Genomic DNA, 15,974 nt, shown 5'->3' with positions numbered 1-15,974 from the left:
AAGCGCCTTTTGAATCGCCTGCGCGAAAGGTTTCGAAAGCCCATGACGTCCTTCATCAGTCCTCCACGCCTCACATGAATTTGCGCGTATCGAACTAGTCATAACCGCTCCTGTCAGGTTGTCACTAATCTGAAAACCGCATATGTCTGTCGTCGAATTATCAGAGACTTTTTGCGCTTTGGAGGATTGAAGTTTCCGCCTTGGTCATGTGATGACTTTACCTCGCTATGGCGCGGTGGTTCAAGCAGCGCTTCCTGAAGGTTGAAGCGCTCCGCGTTATCATGGCGGTTCCAGCGCCGGCTCATCGAATGCTCGAGTTTGTGAGCCTTGAGGAACAATACCCAGTCCATGCTTGTGATCTGGAGCCCTGGTCCGGGTGGATCAGAACCTTGTGTTTTGGCGTTCGACGCTACACTGCCATAAGCAATGCCTGCAACACGAGGTCGGTGGTCTGTCGGTTCTGCGTTGGCCATCCCACGACACGGCGGGAGTAGAGATCGATCACGACAGCCAGATAGGCGAAACCTTCCAGCGTCCTGATGTAGGTGATGTCCGTTATCCAGATCCGGTTGGGGGTAATCACTTCGAACTGTCGGTCCAACGTGTTGTCGACGACCAATGACGGTTTGCGACAATAGCTGCCCGGTCGGCGCCTGTATCCGATCTAGCCTTGATCCCGGCCAGCCTGGAAAGACGCGCGACACGGTTCAGGCTGCACGTCTCCCCCTGATCGAGCAGATCGTCATGAAGCTTGCGATAGCCGTAGACCTTGCCGCTCTCGTTCCAGGCCCTGTTCAGCAACTCGGTCTGGCGAATATCTTCCCGGGCCCTTTTGCTGAGCGGTTCTTGAGTCAGGAATAAAAACCGCTTGGATGGATGCGCAGGCAACGGCACATCACGCGCACCGAAAACAGCGGGCGATGCTCGGCGACAAAGGCCTACCTCACTTTGCTCCCCCTTAAGTTTTATGGGCGAAGTACGCGGTTGCCTTTTTTTGGATGTCGCGCTCCTCGGTGACGCGAGCCAGTTCCTGCTTCAGTAGGCGTATCTCCGCAACCTGATCGGCTTCGTCCGGATCATCCGGCTTTGAGAATTTCTTCTTCCAAGCATAAAGGGAATGCGCGCTCACTCACAAACGCTTCGAAACTTCCGAAACGGGGTAACTGCGCTCGGTGATCTGCGCTACCGCGTCCCGTTTGAACTCGTCACTGAAATTGCTCGTGTCCATCATTGCCTCCTTGCCTCAAACTTAGGGAAGAAGGCGTCTACAAATCTAGGGGCAATTCAGTGCGTGGCCACGGCTGGAGCATCGCCCCAGCCGGTCGATCGTGTAGAGCGAACGATCAATCGCGTTGACGTGTCTGCCGGAGAACTCATTGGGCTGGGCTTGATGATGTAGACGGCAGGCCCAATGACTCAGCTCGCTTTGCAGGTCCTGATGCCCATGAGGCTGTAGAGAGGGCAATTTCCAACTGCGGCTGTGAGAAGGAAAACAAGAGCAACCGCGATCAACAACCAATGCAAGACGCCGCTTGAGGCGAACGCCGATCCGAAGGTAATGCCCAAGAGAATGATTGCGACAAACACGCGAATGCCGCGATCAATGGTTCCCATATTTCTTTTCATGTGCTGCTCCTTGATGGAATCCGAGGAAGCGAACTATCGCATGCCCAGCAGCCGGTTTTGTGTGACTTGGTCACCGTCCGCAAACCCTGTTCCTGTGCCTGGTTCAAACAGAGCGGACAAGTTGTTCCAGTCCCTCCCGTCCGAGCAGGCGTATTTCGCCGCGCAACTGTTCGATCCACCCGCGGCGATGAAACTCCGAGAGCGTTCGGGAGATCACCTCGCGTGCCGTACCCAGTTCAGAAGCGAGGGCAGCATGGGTTGCGTGGACATAGCCGTCGGCACTGGCAAGCTCCAGGAGACGGGAGGCGAGACGAACATCCATGCGTTGAAACACGATGTCGTCGATCAGGGTGAAAAGGTCGGTGATCCGGCGGGAGTATGCTGTGAAAACAAACTCTCTGAATATGGACGAACGTGCTACGAGCTCGTCGAAGACCTTTCGCGGAATTGCTGCTGCCGTCACCTCTGTTTCTGCAATGCCTTCGGCGGAATAGTTCTCGAATGCCAGCATGCAGGCGGTGGTCAGCACGCAGCTTTCGCCGGCATGAACCCGGTAAAGCAGCACGTCACGTCCGGTCGCCGAGTGATGCTGCACACGCACCGTACCTTCCAGCAGCAAGAGTAGATTGTCTGCGGACTGGCCGGGTTCGAAGACCCGGGTGCCGGCCGGAACCGAGACGATCCTGCTTCCGTTTTTCAGATCCGCACGAATGTCTGCGGGAAGCCCCCTCAGGCCCTGAAACCGGTCAATCCAGTTGTCTGCCAGGTGATTCATGAAGCGCGCTCCCATTCCAATAAAGGCAGGTTGCACGGCGGTTCTACCGCCGTGCGACTCGAATACCAGTTTTGCATGCGGGTCGTCAGATTGCGCGCGTCGAAAAATACCAGTCCTTGGTCTGAAAGCCTTCGTTCATTCGCGCATCTGCCGCATCTGTCGTCTGGGGTGTCGGCACGATAACATCCTCGCCGGGCCTCCAGTTTTCGGGCGTCGCCACCTTGTGCGTGTCCGAAGTCTGAAGGGCCTGGATCAGGCGGAAGAATTCATCGACGGAGCGGCCGTTGGTCATGGGGTAATAGACCATAGCCCGCAGAATGCCTTCTGGATCGATTATGAAGGTCGCCCGAACCGCTTGTGTGTCGGATGCGCCGGGTTGGATCATGCCGAATGCCTGTGCCACCTTCATATCCAGATCGGCAATGATCGGGAACGGAATGGTGACGTCGAAGGTCTCCTTGATCGAGCGAACCCATGCGATGTGAGCGTAGTGACTGTCGATGGAAAGGCCAAGTAGCTCTGTATCGAGCCTGGCGAAGTCTTCAGCCCGGCGAGCGAAGGCGGTGAATTCAGTCGTGCACACCGGGGTGAAGTCGGCCGGGTGCGAGAAAAGGATCAGCCATTTGCCACGATAATCCGAGAGGGATTTCGTTCCGTGAGTGGTCAGTGCGCAGAAGTCGGGAGCCGGTTCGTTAAGGCGTGGCAGGCCGACATTACGATCGTTTGAGGCAGGGTTTTCAGCAGTCATCGATAGGCTCCTTGAGTGGTTGCCTGCCAAAAGTATGCACTTGCTCGTTATATTGGAAATTGATTTAATGGTCCTTTGTAATTCAAAAAAACGATCAGTAGATGACCACTCTCAGACAGCTTCGGTTTCTCACGGCACTTGCAGAAACGAGAAATTTCTCCCGCGCGGCTGAACTGTGTCATGTCACGCAATCCACGCTTTCGAACGGCTTGAAAGAACTTGAAGACAGGCTGGGTGTGCAGGTGGCGGAACGGACCAAGCATTCGGTCATGATGACCCTGGTCGGCGAAGATCTTGCGGATCGTGCACGAGATGTGCTCGCCCGTGTGAAAGACTTCGAAGACCGCGCCGACCGGGAGATTGCGGCCGGGACCGTGCAGCTTCGGCTGGGAGCGATCCCGACCATTGGCCCGTTTCTCATTCCGAGAGCCATGCCACTGCTCCGCGCGGCATATCCGGATATGAAGCTTTATTTGCGTGAGGAATTGACTGATGCTCTCATCGCGGGACTGGTTGACGGACGGCTCGACCTCATACTGATCGCACTGCCATATGACCTGCCGTCTCAGATTGACTCCGAGGAGCTTTTTGCCGACGGCTATCGTCTTGCCGTCCCGTTGTGTCACCCCCTGGCGAACCGGAAATCGCTCGCAGGGGAGGACTTGTCCGGACGGCAGCTGCTTCTTCTCGAACGCGGGCATTGCCTTCAGCGCCACGCGCTGTCCAGTTTCCCGGAAGTTCGGCTCAATGAAGACCAGAGTTTTGCCGCCACAAGCCTGCCAACGCTTGTCGCAATGGTGGATGAAGGTCTTGGCATCACCCTCTTGCCGCAGCTTGCCCTGGACGCCGGAGTTGCAAAGGGGCACGCTCTGAGCCTGTCCGAGCTGCCCGACGCGTGTCCGCGCCGGGTGGCTCTGGCCTGGCGCAAGTCCTCGGCACAGAGTGATCTTTATGGCCGGATAGGTGCTCACCTGCGCGAAGCCAGGGACCATCTGCAAGAGGCCGCTTCAAGGTGACGGCCGGCGCCTCCGGTCAAACCTGCGTCAAAAGCTGAGCACGCGCGTACCGTCTGCCAATAGCCGTGCCGCAATTTCGTCGGGCTTTGCCACGCCGATACCTTCAAGCAGGACCGATGGGTCTTCACCGCGTCCAGGCAGGTAAATCGCGCAAACCTCGACCGAGGCCCCGGTTTTCTGACGGATTGCCTGCATAAGCCCCTGGGGGCTCATATCACGCGGAGGCTGGCCGGAGGTTGCGCTCTCCGGAGCGTCGCGCAATGCGATATCCCCCGCCGGTCCGCAGAGCAGGATGTGCGTTTCGGCACCCTTTTGCGCCGCCTGCATCGTCAGCACCATGGCCATCAACTGGGTCTGAGGTTCGGCCGAGGTCACAACGGTCACGAGTTTGTTCGCTTCCTGCGCTGTGACGGTGGTTACGGTTGCGGCGCAGATTACCGCGACTGAGAGAGCACGGGTCAGGAACTTCATGGGGCTTCCTTTCAGGTTCATTCAGGTAGGCAGATCTGCCGCGCCACGACAGCGCGGATAGTTCGGACGGTCAGCGCTGCGATGGTGAGAATGAGAAGCGCCAGCAAGGTCCAGCCGATCACGCGGTGTGGTGCGGAGCCATCAAGTGCAGCAAAGCGGAAGCTGGCTGTGGTCATTGCGGCCAGTGGGAATGACAGGGCCCAGAACGGCAGTGCAAACGGAAGCCGCAACAGCGCAGGGACCTGGATCGCAACAAGCGCGGTAAAGAAGTAACCGATGTTCAGCAGCAGCCGGGCCGGTGCATCCACGGCGCCGTCCGACAGTTGAATCCAGGCGAGAAAGGCAACAGCGGGCGGAGCGATCAGGATCACCAGTGTCGGACGCAGTTTGCCGGGAAGCGGATCGTGAAAGATGAGCCGGTTGAAGACAAGTGTCAGCAAGACGATCCAGAAAACGATGCCGACCGAGAAGAAGTACCAGCTCGCCTCTAAATGGCCCAACGGGACACCGGCGAGCGGAACAACAACGTTGCCCACCGCCGGTATGAACCAGGCCGGAGAGAGCTGACCTGGGCCGAAGGAGCGATGGGAGATCCAGGTCGTTACCACGACAAGCGTGAAGACTGCCTGTGCCGACGCTCCGATAATCCAGACGATATTAGCTGCTGCGGGGTTCTGGTCACGCAGGAAAGTCGCAAAAAGCAGCAGCGAGATTGCGGTCGCCGGAAAAAAGGCGAGCCTTACCGGATGGTGCCACTCCGCGGCAACGGATTCCGGGTGGCGCAGCGCCTTGAGCAGATACATCGCCGCAAGAAACACCATAACCGCAAAAGCGGACCAGCCAACGGCGGAGGAAGCCCCGGCAACGCCGCAGGCGTGCAACGCCAGAGCCAGACCGAATAGCCCCATCGTGACGCCGAAGATGCTGATCGGAAAATGTTCCAGTCGTGACGGCAGCGCTGCCAGTCCGGTATCAACGGTCATGGTTTTTCAATCCTGCGGTTATTCGGAATGGTCTTCGCCAAAACTGGCCAGCTTGGCGTAGTAGATTTTCTTGCCAGGTCGTTCGATCAGGTCGCGCTGACGTTCGAGCCATCCCTTGTGACATTCTTCGTCCAGCGCGATTTTGCCGTTCAACATGATGATCGCCCTTCAATTTGATGAGACCGGGTGACGATGCCTTGTCTCGGCACGCGTACCTTGAGACCCGCGCTGACGTGTCCGCTCAGTCCCGATCAGGGCCTCGAGCGTGTAGACGAGGATGGCCATGCCAACCGCTCCGATCACAGCCACAAAAAGGAACACGATCAAATCCACTGGTCCGCCAAAGTCGGACAGGCGGGAATTGGTCATGGTCAATACGAACCAGACCGATGCAACCGCGCCAAAGGGCATGGAAAGCTGCGCGAGCAGAAACTTTTTCCAGCTTACCGAACGGTCACGGATCAGCACGTAGAAGTAGGTGAGTGTTACCGCTGCAGCGAGGGCAAGCAGGGTCCAAAACAGGCCGCGGCCGAAAATTTCCTCGAACACCGCGATCAGGCTCTGAAGAGTTAGCTCTTTCATGGTCGTTCTCCTCAGGCCTGTCCGCGGAGCATGGCGTTGTAGGTTGCCTTGAGCGCGACTTCCTTCATCAGCCAGCTAATCCAGAGCTCTTCAAGCGGGGCAATAATGCCCGGGAACGAGGGAACGAGGTTGTCCCGGTAGTCGAACTCCACCAGCATCGCCCGGCCGATCCGGGTGATAAGCGGACACGAGGTATATCCGTTGTAGGTCTCGGTTCCCTCGCGGCCCTCAATGGCGGCGATGAGATGATCCTCCACCACCGGCACCTGCCACTTCACGCTCGCGGCCGTCTTTCCCTTCGGCACGCCGGCCACGTCACCAAGAGCAAAGATTTCGGGGTATCTCAGATGGCGCAAGGTTGCCTGATCGACTTCGACCCAGCCCTGGTCTGTCCACCGGTCGGCCCACGAAAGCCCGGAGTTCCTGATGAAGTCCGGTGCCCGTTGCGGCGGAATGATGTGGATGTAGTCGTAGTCGATCTCTTGCTGTCCGGTTTCAGTCGCAAATACGGCGCGCCTTGCTCCGGGGTCGATCGCAGTCAGCGTGCTGGTGAGCAGCGTGTCGACGTCGCGGTCCTCGAACAGCATGCGGACTTTTTCCGCCACGATCGGCACGCCGAACAGGGAGGATTGCGGCGCGGCATAAATCATATTCATCTTGCCCGCGGTTCCCGCGCGGCGGGCAAGGTCATCGATCAGGAACGTGTGCTTCAGGGGAGCGCCAGCACATTTCATTTCTGTCGCAGGTCGCGTGAAGATGCCTGTGCCTCCTTCTTCCGTGAAACGTTGCGCTGCCTTCCAGGTGCGCTCGGCTTCGACCGGCCCGCCATAGAGAGCGCCGATGCCATTCTCACCGACAAGATCTGCGGAGAACCCCTCAATGGCGCCGTAGTCAAGCACGAGGCCTGGTGCAAGGATAAGCCAGTCGTAGTCGATAACGGTTCCGGTCTCGGTAGAGACGGTTTTTGCCTCGCCGTCGACGGCGGCCACCCGTTCGCCCATCCACACGATGTTGTCCGGCAGCCAATGGGCCACGTCAGATGTGACGTAATCCGCAGGCTTCAGCCCCGTCGCCACGAGCGACAACCCGGGTTGATAGAGATGGGTGGTCCTTGGATCGATGATTGTAATGCTTGCACCGTCCAATCGTCGCACCAGGCGATTGGCGAGGGCGGTGCCAGCGGCCCCGGCCCCGACTATGACAACACGAGCCTTTGTCGCAATCGGTTTGGCGGCTGCTCCACTGCCGGCCAGCGGTGCGACTGCCAACCCACCCGAGATGGCGGCAAGCGACAGAAAATCTCTCCGGTTCATCGTTTTCCCTCCCTTTTGAAGATGCTGAAATCAGCACCTTCTCGTGTTGTTGCCATTCCCTGCAGAGCTGGAATGATTCCGGGGTGGCCATGTGGCACCCGAGTTATTCAGCCGGAAGCCTGCCTGTCGCATCTCCCGTCAGGCGCTGCGGCAAGGCGAACGCGACGGCAACAAAGACTGCCCCCAGTGCAATACCCAGAAGATCTCCCTGAACGGTCCAGATGCCCTCATAGGCAGAGCCGGGTACGGCGCCTAGCGTGACCTTGCCGCCTGCGATGTCATCAAGCAGTCCGGAGGCCTTCCACATCGGATAGGTCGCCATGTATGCGGCGGCTCCGAACAGACCACCGACGAGGTAGATCAATGCACCTCTTCGACCGGCAGCAGCGGCGCCGATGGCCGTGCCCGGACAGTAGCCGGCAGCGGCCCAGCCGACACCGAGCAGCAGTCCGCCGATAAAGACGCCTGCATAGGCCGCCTTGACCGACATGTGGCCGACATCGACAAGCCCGAGCATCTGGCCGCCGAACATCAGGATCGAACCGGTTCCGATGGCCAGAAGGATGGTTTTCATCAGGTTCAGGCGCCGTAATGTCAGCATCCCGATGATGACATTGGGGTTGGTGGCCCCGATCCGGTCCAGGACGAAGCCGAACGCGGCACCGATTGCAATGGCGAGCACGAGGGTCATCGGTCAATCCTCCCTGTACATGAAGAGGGCTGTAGGAACGGCTGCGAGAAAGGCGCCGAGGGCGAAGATGTAACCGGACAGGGACGTCTGCATCATGCCGCTCATCATGTGTCCGGAGGTGCAGCCACCGGCAAGACGCGCGCCGTAAAGCACGACAAAGCCTCCGGCAAAGGCCACCGCGTAGTGCTTCCACGGTGTGTCGCCAAAGTTGGCCCGCCAGACGGCAGGCAGACGGCGCTCCTGTTGTCCGATGCCGCCCTTGAGCAACGTTGAGACGAAGGCGCCCGCCGCCATGGCCAGCACAAAAACAAAACTGTAGTTCAACGGGTTTGCGGCATTACCGGCATATTTGCCGTTCGACTTGGCCATGTAGGCATTCGTCGATGTGTAACCGTCTGCGGTCTTGGTGATGAAATCGGGCGTAACAACATCCGCAACGATTGCATCAAGGATCACGAACTGCGTGCTGACACCGATGGGCTTCACAAGAAGCACTGCGGCAAAGAAGACCGCACCGAGCAGGACGCCACCTAGTCTCCAGTCCCAGGTCATTTCGACATCTCCTTTGGTATCGGGCCGGCAGACCATGCGAAACATTTCGCATTTCACCGGCAGTTCCCGATTTCCTAGCATGTCATGGCGGCATCACTCGGTGACTTGGTCACCAACGGACAGGAGATTCCTTTCTTCCGGCTCTCCGCATTGAAGGCTGGGGTGCGCGGCAGCGGGTAAAGGCCGGTTCCATGGCCGGCCTCATCACCTTTATCCCTGAACGGCGGGCGGTCGTTCCTCGTGCTCGTCGGCGAGGACACGATCCCGCTGCAGTTCGAGCCACATCGCGTTCATCACCGCAAATATCGCGGCGAGCGGCAGACCCAGAAGCCAGGCGAAGTACCACATGGTTTTGCTCCTTATCTCAGTAGACGGTGTCCGAGTTTCCGGTAACGTCCGCTTCGGTGACCTTGCCCCAGAGCACTTTGTAGACCCATGCGGTGTAGGCCAGGATCAACGGCATGAAGATCACCGTGACCACCAGCATGATGAAAAGTGTCTGGTGAGAGGACGAACTGTCCCAGACCGTCAGCGAAGAGTTCGGGTGGAGAGATGACGGCAAGATAAACGGAAACATTGTTAGACCTACCGTCGAGATTGCTCCAAAAATGCCGAGTTTGGACCACAGCAGAGTAGAGACTTCGCGGCCTTTGCGCAGGCCGAGCACAGCCATCGTCATGCCCGCGAAACCGAGTAGGGGAGCAATGATGATCCATGGTCTGGCCACATAGGCGGACAGCCATGTAGAGGTTCGCTGAACTTCGGAGTAGAGCGGGTTCGACGGCCCGTCCGTCACGATGTCACCTGTGAGGGCATACCCTTCGATCACCAAGTACAACCATAGCCCCGACACCGCGAAACCGATAATCGTCATCAATCCCGTTACCACACCGATGCTTCGCGCGCGCTCGGCGACCACGCCCTCCGCCTTCAGCGACAGCCAGGCTGCACCGTGGGTCGTCAACATGGCAATGGATACAACGCCCGTGAGCAATGCAAAGGGGTTGAGGAGGCCCAGAAACTTGCCGTAGTAACTGCCCTCGTAGCGAGAGAAGAGGTCCGGCGTCAGTTCGAACGGCACGCCTTGAAGGACGTTTCCAACTGCGACCCCGAAGATCAGGGCCGGCACCGCACCGCCGACGAACAAAGCCCAGTCCCAGCTGTTTCGCCAGATGACGCTTTCACGTTTGGATCGGTACTTGAATGCTACGGGGCGCAATATGAGCGCCGCTAGAACAGCGAACATCGCCAGATAGAAACCGGAAAAGCTGACCGCATAAAGCGGTGGCCATGCGGCAAAAATCGCGCCACCGCCGAGAATGAACCAGACCTGGTTTCCTTCCCAGACGGGACCGACGGTGTTGATAACGATGCGCCGTTCAACATCCGTTCTACCGACAAAGGGAAGCAGCGCTCCCACGCCCATGTCGAAGCCGTCCGTAAGGGCGAAACCAATCAGCAGGACACCCAAAAGCAGCCACCAGATAAGGCGAAGAGTGTCGTAGGGAAGAAGTTCATAGAGGATCATGACAGTCACTCCGCAGGGGTTGCAAACGGCACCTGGCCGTCATGGGTACGCAAGCGGTGTTCGTGGCGGGCGTTCCAGATTTCCGTCTCCTCGACGTCCTGATAAGGGCCCTTGCGGATGTATTTCAGCATCAGGCTCATCTCGACCACGAAGAGGATCGTGTAGAAGGTCACAAACCCCGTGAGGGTGAGCAATACGTCCTGAATGCTCAGGTGGCTGACGGAGAGGGCCGTCGGCAGAATGCCGTCCACTGTCCAGGGCTGACGGCCAAACTCGGCAACGAACCAACCGAGTTCTGCTGCAATCCAGGGCGCCGGAATGATCGCCACGGCGAGCCGGAGCGCCCAACGGGGATAGCTTTGCTGGCAGAAAGAGGAACGCCAGAAGAAGTAGATCATCACCCCGATAAAGGCGAAGCCAAGACCGACCATGACGCGGAAGGACCAGAACAGCGGCGCAACGCCGGGAATGGTGTCTTCGGCTGCCCGGGCAATATCCTCGGGCGTAGCGTCCCTCGGATCGTCCATATAGCGAAGCAGAAGGAACGCAAAACCCAGGTTGCCGGAGTTTTCCTCGAAGGTATCGCGCACTTGCGGGGCTGTTTCTGATCTTTGCTCACGAATGGTCATGAGCGCGTCATAGGCGGCAATACCGCTCTCGATCCGCGTCTCGGCTTCGGCGACGAGGTCATTTATGCCGGGAATTGTTTCCGTGAGCGAACGGGTGCCGATGAGCCCCATGACCCAGGGGATCTCAATGGCATAATGTGTTTCACGCGCCTCCTGGTCGGGTAGCCCGATCAGATTGAAGGGAGCCGGAGCCTCATGGGTCTCCCACATGCCTTCCATTGCGGCGAGCTTCATGCGCTGTGTGTGACTGGCCGAATAACCGGATTCATCCCCCAGCACGACGACGGAAAGAGCCGATGCCAGGCCGAAGGAGGCAGCAACGGTGATCGATCGGCGCGCCATCGGCATGTGCCTGCCCTTGAGCAGGTACCAGGCGGACACGCCGAGCACGAAGACCGAGGCGGTGACGTAGCCAGCCGAGACGGTGTGGACGAATTTTGCCTGGGCAACCTCGTTGAAGACCACTTCGAAAAACGAAGTCATCTCCATGCGCATCGTGTCCGGATTGAACTGCGCCCCAACCGGGTTCTGCATCCAGCCATTGGCAATGAGGATCCACAGCGCTGAGAAGTTGGAGCCGATCGCGACCAGCCAGGTGACTGTCAGATGCCCGACCCTGGAGAGTTTGTCCCAACCGAAGAAGAAGAGCCCGACGAAGGTAGCTTCCAGGAAAAAGGCCATGAGCCCCTCGATTGCGAGGGGTGCTCCGAAAATGTCTCCAACATAGTGGCTATAGTAGCTCCAGTTCATGCCAAACTGGAATTCCATGGTAATGCCGGTTGCGACGCCCAGAACGAAGTTGATGCCAAACAACGTTCCCCAGAATTTCGTCATCTGCCGCCAGATCGGCCGGCCGGTCATTACATAAACGGTCTCCATGATCGCGACCAGGATCGACAGCCCCAGTGTCAGCGGCACGAAGAGGAAGTGGTACAACGCCGTCATCGCGAATTGCAGGCGTGACAGCTCGACAATATCGAGCTCCATGTCGTGTGCTCCTCAGTTTGCGGACCTGTGCTTTTCGGAAAATCAACGAGCACAGGACACATTTGAGGATCCCTAACACCCGATGCGCGGGAGTTTGGTGATTTGGTCACCAAACTCCCGCGCATCGGGTGTTGATGAACAGGAACAGGTGCCAAGCGCCCTGTGAGCTGCTTTTCTGAACGTAATAGCAATCGGTCTCGCGACACCAGGATTTCTCCTGACAACGGACTGGCAGTTGAAATGACGGTCAATAAGAGCCTTGCAGCGGGCGTATCAATCTCAACGGCCGAAACAGCGAGCCGGCAGGGAAGAGCAAAGCAAACTTCCGGAAACAAACTTGGATAGCGTTTCCACTGGACTTGTCTCGGTAAAAAAAGACATCCTGCGTTCTTGTGAACGCAGGATGCTTGCGCGCCGGTTCTCCCTCCCTTGCCAGCGGGAACAGCAGGCAGGTTGATACCGGCTTACTTCGCGAGCTTGGGGTCGATCTGCCAGATTTCACTTGCCAGCTTACCGCCCCGATAGGTCAGGACGTAGCGGACCGGGATGGTGTTCTTGCCGGAAAAGCGCACATTTGCGGTAACGGTCACACCGGCCGGGTTGGCGTTTTCCTGGACATTCGAGACATCGACTTTCAGCTTGCCCTGTGCACCTGTGAACTTGGTCCAGACCGTGCCGATGCTGGCAGCACCGGTATAGACACCGTCCAGCGGGCCACCGACCCAATCCAGGACCGCCTTGTCGGAATAAGATGCTTTCAGGGCATCGACCTTGCCGCTGGCAATGTTGTTGAAATGGGCGCGTGCAAGGTCTTCTCCCGGACCGGCCAGGGCTGCGGATGCAAAAAGGACCGTGCCGGTAAAAGCGGTTGCGGCAAATTTACTGATCAGCTTCATTTGAGGTCTCCATTCGTTCACTATACGAGATGCGATCTGCCGCATCCGGTGGTGACTACGCCGCCGGTGGAGATTTCCTTCCCGATGAAGCGGGAATTTCTTTTTGGCCGCCGATGGAATAATTCGGACAGCGCGAGCGTTGGTGTCAGTAGTGTCTACGAGGAAGAGCTCTTGCCCGACCATACACAACGCCTGCTCAGGGAGTCGCCGGCCCTGCATCGCTACGCGGTGACGCTGACCTGCGACCAGACCGAGGCGGAAGACCTTGTCCAGGATTGCCTGGAACGAGCCTTGCGCAAGTGGAGCCTGCGCCGGCCGTCCGTTCCGCTGCGACCATGGCTCTTCCGCATGATGCGCAACCTTCACGTCAGCCGTTGGCGGCGGCTACGGCGGCATTCTAACCACATTGGGCTGGACGATCTGGAAGACCAGCTTCAAGCGCCGGCCTCGCAGCAGGACAGCGCCGAACTCAAGCATCTTCTCATTCGCATGCTGGCCCTGCCGGAGGACCAGCGCGAGGCCCTGTTCCTGGTCGGGGTCGAAGGCTTTACCTATGCAGAAGCCGCCGAGATCCTGAATGTTGCCGAAGGAACCATTATGTCGCGCATCAGCCGCGCCCGTGCCAGACTGAGAGAAGCCCCCCGCGCCTCCGAGCGTCCCCATCTAAGGAGCGTGACATGAATTCCCAGGCGGTGCCTCCCATCGCGGAGGAGGACCTCGTCCGATATGTCGATAACGAGCTGTCGGCCGAACGCAGGCGCGAGGTCGAGGCCTATCTCAAGGAAAATCCGGAGGCAGCCGCCTGCGTCGAAGCGGACCGGCAGATCGCGGTCAGTCTCAGGACGGCCTATTCCCGCGTGAAGGCCGAGCCGCCAAGCCTGGATGCACCGTCTCGGGGCAGATGGCTGCCACGCACCGGCATCGCCGCCTCCATCGCGGCGGCCTTGCTCGTGGGTGTCTTCGCAGGCTGGTCCATGAAACCGGACGCGGGCCAGCCTGGACAGCAACCCTTCCTGACCGATGCCCTTACGGCACATCGCACCTTTACCGTCGAGGTTGCCCATCCTGTCGAGGTTGCCGCCAGCGACCAGCGGCATCTGGCGACCTGGCTCGGCAATCGGCTGAACCATCCGCTTCGCATTCCCGATCTGCGGGTTGCCGGGCTGACGCTGATGGGCGGACGGTTGCTGCCGAGCGGAATCGATCCGGCGGCGCAGCTCATGTATGACGATGAAAACGGTAAGCGGGTAACGGTCTATCTGCGCCGCGGGGTCGACGGCGAACCGAAGTTCCAGTTCGTGAAATCCGGCACCGAGCAGGCGTTTTTCTGGAGCGACACCGAGTTCACCTATGCAGTGACTGGTGACATGCCCCGGCCCGAGCTCCTGAATCTCGCCCACCTGATTCAGACCCAGTTCGACCCGTTGCAACAGTCGAACTGAGCGTGACCGCGCTTTAAGGAGACCTCGCGCGTTCGTGACACCTCCAGCGGGAAGACCTGACGGCCCGGAGGCGTAGTCCGCAGCGGAGGCGGTGAAATGCCGCCTCCGGCGCCCTGCGCCTCAAACCAACCGGAAATCAGGAACTCCGACATGAAGAACACGATCCGCGTCCTCGCGCTGCTGGCTTGCGTCAGCCCCGTTCACGCTCAGGAAGGCACGCTCGCCGATCCGTCCATCGAACACAAGCCGGCAGACGGCATCGTCAAGCTCTACGGCGCTGGCGGCCCGCACACGGCCTTCCAGAAAGTCGCAACGGCCTGGGAAGAGAAGACCGGAAACAAGGTCGTGATCACAGCTGGTCCGGAAACTACTTGGTCTGCGAAAGCCCAAGCGGATGCCGACATTTTGTGGGGAACGTCCGAACAGTCGATGACCGCGTTCCTGCAAACCTACGGCAGTTTTGCGTCCGACGGAGTACAGCCGATCTACGTGCGGCCCGCTATCATCGCGGTGCGGGCCGGTAATCCCAAAAAGATCGAGGGCTTCGAAGACCTGCTCAAGGACGGGATGAAAATCGTCGTGACAGAAGGTGCTGGCGTCGCCAACACCTCCGGCACCGGCGTCTGGGAAGACGTTGCCGGCCGGACAGGCACTCTCGGTGAAATCTCCGCCTTCCGTGCGAACATCGTCGCGTTCGAAAAGGGTTCCGGCGCCAGCTTCAGGGCGTTCAAGAACCTGGAGGCCGATGCCTGGATTACCTGGCCAAACTGGCCGATCAACAACCCGGACGTCCTGAGCTATGTCGATCTGGACGATAACCGCCGTATCTGGCGTGACGTCAATGTCGTGCTCTCCCCCAAGGCTGATCCGGAAGCAAAGGCCTTTCTCGAATTTCTCGTAACGCCGGAAGCCGAAGCTCTGATGAAGACAGAAGGCTGGAAGCGCTAACCCAGCGCTTTCCGTCAACCGGTTACCTCTCCGCGCTCCCGTGCCCCGATGTGGTGCGGAGAGGTCCTGCGCACCAGGCGGGTAAGGGACTGGATATGAACCTCCGGGCTCCTTTGATGGCTGCCTCCGGAACTGGCGGATGTCGCCTTCAGGCGTTTCGGCAGATCGAACCTGGTTCCGGCAGCCGCCTCGGGCTTGCAATCGTTCAGGAGATCGCGTTCTGCGGCATGGCGGGACGATTGAGATCATGCCGAGTTCCCGGTGCACAGAAATCAAAATTACCCTGCCGATCAGTGAGTCATAAGTTCAATTCGGGCGTGACTGCTCGAAAGCAAGTTTTGCGATGCGCCGGGCCGCAACAACGGTCTCCTCGATCGCGTGCCAGCGGTGCTTGTTGAGTTCGATGTTGAAGATTGCGTCTTTCGGAAACCTGTCCAGGCAGACAATCTCGTCAAACGGCAGGTTGCCCCAGCCGATCGGCAGATGAAGATCACCAACACCGAGGCCAAGCGCTTCCTGCTGGGTATGAACGGGAATGTTGCCGGTGCGGCCGAAGCTGTCGTGAAGATGCACATGCTTTGCCAGCGGAACAAGCGCCCCGGCCTCCTCCATCAGGTCAAGCCCCAGACTGTCGCAATGCAGTGCGGCGTGGCGTGTCGCAAAGTTTGTCGAGTTAACCACGCCGTGAGATTTGGCTGTTGAAAGGGCGCTCCTTTAAATGGGGTTCCGGGCCATGATTCTCAGTGCAATCGTTGAAAACTGAAACGCCAGTCGAAGGATGACTTTA

At 58.8% G+C, this 15,974-nt stretch carries 19 protein-coding genes and 1 pseudogene; 4 read left to right on the top strand and 16 right to left on the bottom strand.

Translation table 11 applies throughout. The annotated features are described in order from the left end of the window. Window positions 1-272 precede the first annotated feature (272 nt). From V1T76_RS27835 to V1T76_RS27820, 4 genes and pseudogenes are all read right to left on the bottom strand, one after another. Window positions 273-1,228: pseudogene (locus V1T76_RS27835) on the bottom strand (IS3 family transposase); the annotation flags it as partial. Between the two features lie 188 nt (window positions 1,229-1,416). Continuing rightward, window positions 1,417-1,626, bottom strand: a complete 210-nt coding sequence (locus V1T76_RS27830) for a YgaP family membrane protein (RefSeq protein ID WP_330563928.1) — start codon at window positions 1,624-1,626, stop codon at window positions 1,417-1,419. Window positions 1,627-1,729: 103 nt separating this feature from the next. After that, a complete protein-coding gene (locus V1T76_RS27825) occupies window positions 1,730-2,401 on the bottom strand; it encodes a Crp/Fnr family transcriptional regulator (RefSeq protein WP_330563927.1) in 672 nt (223 codons plus the stop codon). 85 nt (window positions 2,402-2,486) lie between these two features. Next, window positions 2,487-3,149: a peroxiredoxin gene (locus tag V1T76_RS27820; protein ID WP_330563926.1), complete on the bottom strand. Its 663-nt coding sequence runs from the start codon at window positions 3,147-3,149 to the stop codon at window positions 2,487-2,489. 101 nt (window positions 3,150-3,250) lie between these two features. Here V1T76_RS27820 and V1T76_RS27815 point away from each other — a divergent pair, with 101 nt between their 5' ends. Continuing rightward, a complete protein-coding gene (locus tag V1T76_RS27815) occupies window positions 3,251-4,165 on the top strand; it encodes a hydrogen peroxide-inducible genes activator (protein ID WP_330563925.1) in 915 nt (304 codons plus the stop codon). Between the two features lie 27 nt (window positions 4,166-4,192). Here V1T76_RS27815 and V1T76_RS27810 read toward each other — a convergent pair whose 3' ends face one another. The 11 genes from V1T76_RS27810 to V1T76_RS27760 all read right to left on the bottom strand — a co-directional run bounded on the left by V1T76_RS27810 (window position 4,193) and on the right by V1T76_RS27760 (window position 12,797). After that, window positions 4,193-4,636, bottom strand: coding sequence for a hypothetical protein (locus V1T76_RS27810; RefSeq protein ID WP_330563924.1), 444 nt, complete (start codon window positions 4,634-4,636; stop codon window positions 4,193-4,195). A gap of 17 nt (window positions 4,637-4,653) precedes the next feature. Beyond that, window positions 4,654-5,619 (bottom strand): SLAC1 anion channel family protein, encoded by a 966-nt coding sequence (locus V1T76_RS27805; protein WP_330563923.1) that lies wholly within the window; start codon window positions 5,617-5,619, stop codon window positions 4,654-4,656. 18 nt (window positions 5,620-5,637) lie between these two features. Then, window positions 5,638-5,775 carry a hypothetical protein gene (locus V1T76_RS27800; protein WP_330563922.1) on the bottom strand — a complete coding sequence of 46 codons (138 nt, stop codon included), beginning with the start codon at window positions 5,773-5,775 and terminating at the stop codon, window positions 5,638-5,640. Between the two features lie 12 nt (window positions 5,776-5,787). Next, entirely contained in the window at window positions 5,788-6,201 is a 414-nt protein-coding gene (locus tag V1T76_RS27795; RefSeq protein ID WP_330563921.1) for a DUF5368 domain-containing protein, read from the bottom strand. An 11-nt stretch (window positions 6,202-6,212) separates the two neighbouring features. After that, entirely contained in the window at window positions 6,213-7,514 is a 1,302-nt protein-coding gene (locus tag V1T76_RS27790; protein ID WP_330563920.1) for an NAD(P)/FAD-dependent oxidoreductase, read from the bottom strand. A gap of 103 nt (window positions 7,515-7,617) precedes the next feature. After that, a complete protein-coding gene (locus tag V1T76_RS27785) occupies window positions 7,618-8,205 on the bottom strand; it encodes a YeeE/YedE thiosulfate transporter family protein (protein ID WP_330563919.1) in 588 nt (195 codons plus the stop codon). A gap of 3 nt (window positions 8,206-8,208) precedes the next feature. Further along, window positions 8,209-8,757: a YeeE/YedE thiosulfate transporter family protein gene (locus tag V1T76_RS27780; RefSeq protein WP_330563918.1), complete on the bottom strand. Its 549-nt coding sequence runs from the start codon at window positions 8,755-8,757 to the stop codon at window positions 8,209-8,211. Between the two features lie 210 nt (window positions 8,758-8,967). Continuing rightward, entirely contained in the window at window positions 8,968-9,105 is a 138-nt protein-coding gene (gene cydX / locus V1T76_RS27775) for a cytochrome bd-I oxidase subunit CydX (RefSeq protein ID WP_330563917.1), read from the bottom strand. A gap of 16 nt (window positions 9,106-9,121) precedes the next feature. Further along, window positions 9,122-10,285, bottom strand: a complete 1,164-nt coding sequence (gene cydB / locus V1T76_RS27770; RefSeq protein WP_330563916.1) for a cytochrome d ubiquinol oxidase subunit II — start codon at window positions 10,283-10,285, stop codon at window positions 9,122-9,124. A 5-nt stretch (window positions 10,286-10,290) separates the two neighbouring features. Beyond that, window positions 10,291-11,901: a cytochrome ubiquinol oxidase subunit I gene (locus V1T76_RS27765; RefSeq protein WP_006938407.1), complete on the bottom strand. Its 1,611-nt coding sequence runs from the start codon at window positions 11,899-11,901 to the stop codon at window positions 10,291-10,293. A gap of 464 nt (window positions 11,902-12,365) precedes the next feature. Next, on the bottom strand, window positions 12,366-12,797 hold the full coding sequence (locus V1T76_RS27760) for a nuclear transport factor 2 family protein (protein WP_330563915.1): 432 nt from the start codon (window positions 12,795-12,797) through the stop codon (window positions 12,366-12,368). Window positions 12,798-12,968: 171 nt separating this feature from the next. Between V1T76_RS27760 and V1T76_RS27755 the strand changes: the two genes are divergently transcribed. From V1T76_RS27755 to V1T76_RS27745, 3 genes are all read left to right on the top strand, one after another. Beyond that, entirely contained in the window at window positions 12,969-13,478 is a 510-nt protein-coding gene (locus V1T76_RS27755) for an RNA polymerase sigma factor (protein WP_330563914.1), read from the top strand. Continuing rightward, the gene (locus tag V1T76_RS27750) at window positions 13,475-14,239 is read left to right on the top strand and encodes an anti-sigma factor family protein (protein WP_330563913.1); all 765 of its coding nucleotides are present in this window, start codon (window positions 13,475-13,477) and stop codon (window positions 14,237-14,239) included. Before V1T76_RS27755 ends, V1T76_RS27750 begins: the two co-directional genes overlap by 4 nt. Window positions 14,240-14,389: 150 nt before the next feature. Further along, window positions 14,390-15,187: an extracellular solute-binding protein gene (locus tag V1T76_RS27745; RefSeq protein ID WP_330563912.1), complete on the top strand. Its 798-nt coding sequence runs from the start codon at window positions 14,390-14,392 to the stop codon at window positions 15,185-15,187. A 306-nt stretch (window positions 15,188-15,493) separates the two neighbouring features. Here V1T76_RS27745 and V1T76_RS27740 read toward each other — a convergent pair whose 3' ends face one another. Further along, window positions 15,494-15,868 (bottom strand): hypothetical protein, encoded by a 375-nt coding sequence (locus tag V1T76_RS27740; RefSeq protein WP_330563911.1) that lies wholly within the window; start codon window positions 15,866-15,868, stop codon window positions 15,494-15,496. Window positions 15,869-15,974: the final 106 nt, after the last annotated feature.

The organism is Roseibium sp. FZY0029, from assembly GCF_036350355.1.
Taxonomy (GTDB): Bacteria; Pseudomonadota; Alphaproteobacteria; order Rhizobiales; family Stappiaceae; genus Roseibium.
This window is presented reverse-complemented; position numbering and strand designations above follow the sequence as displayed.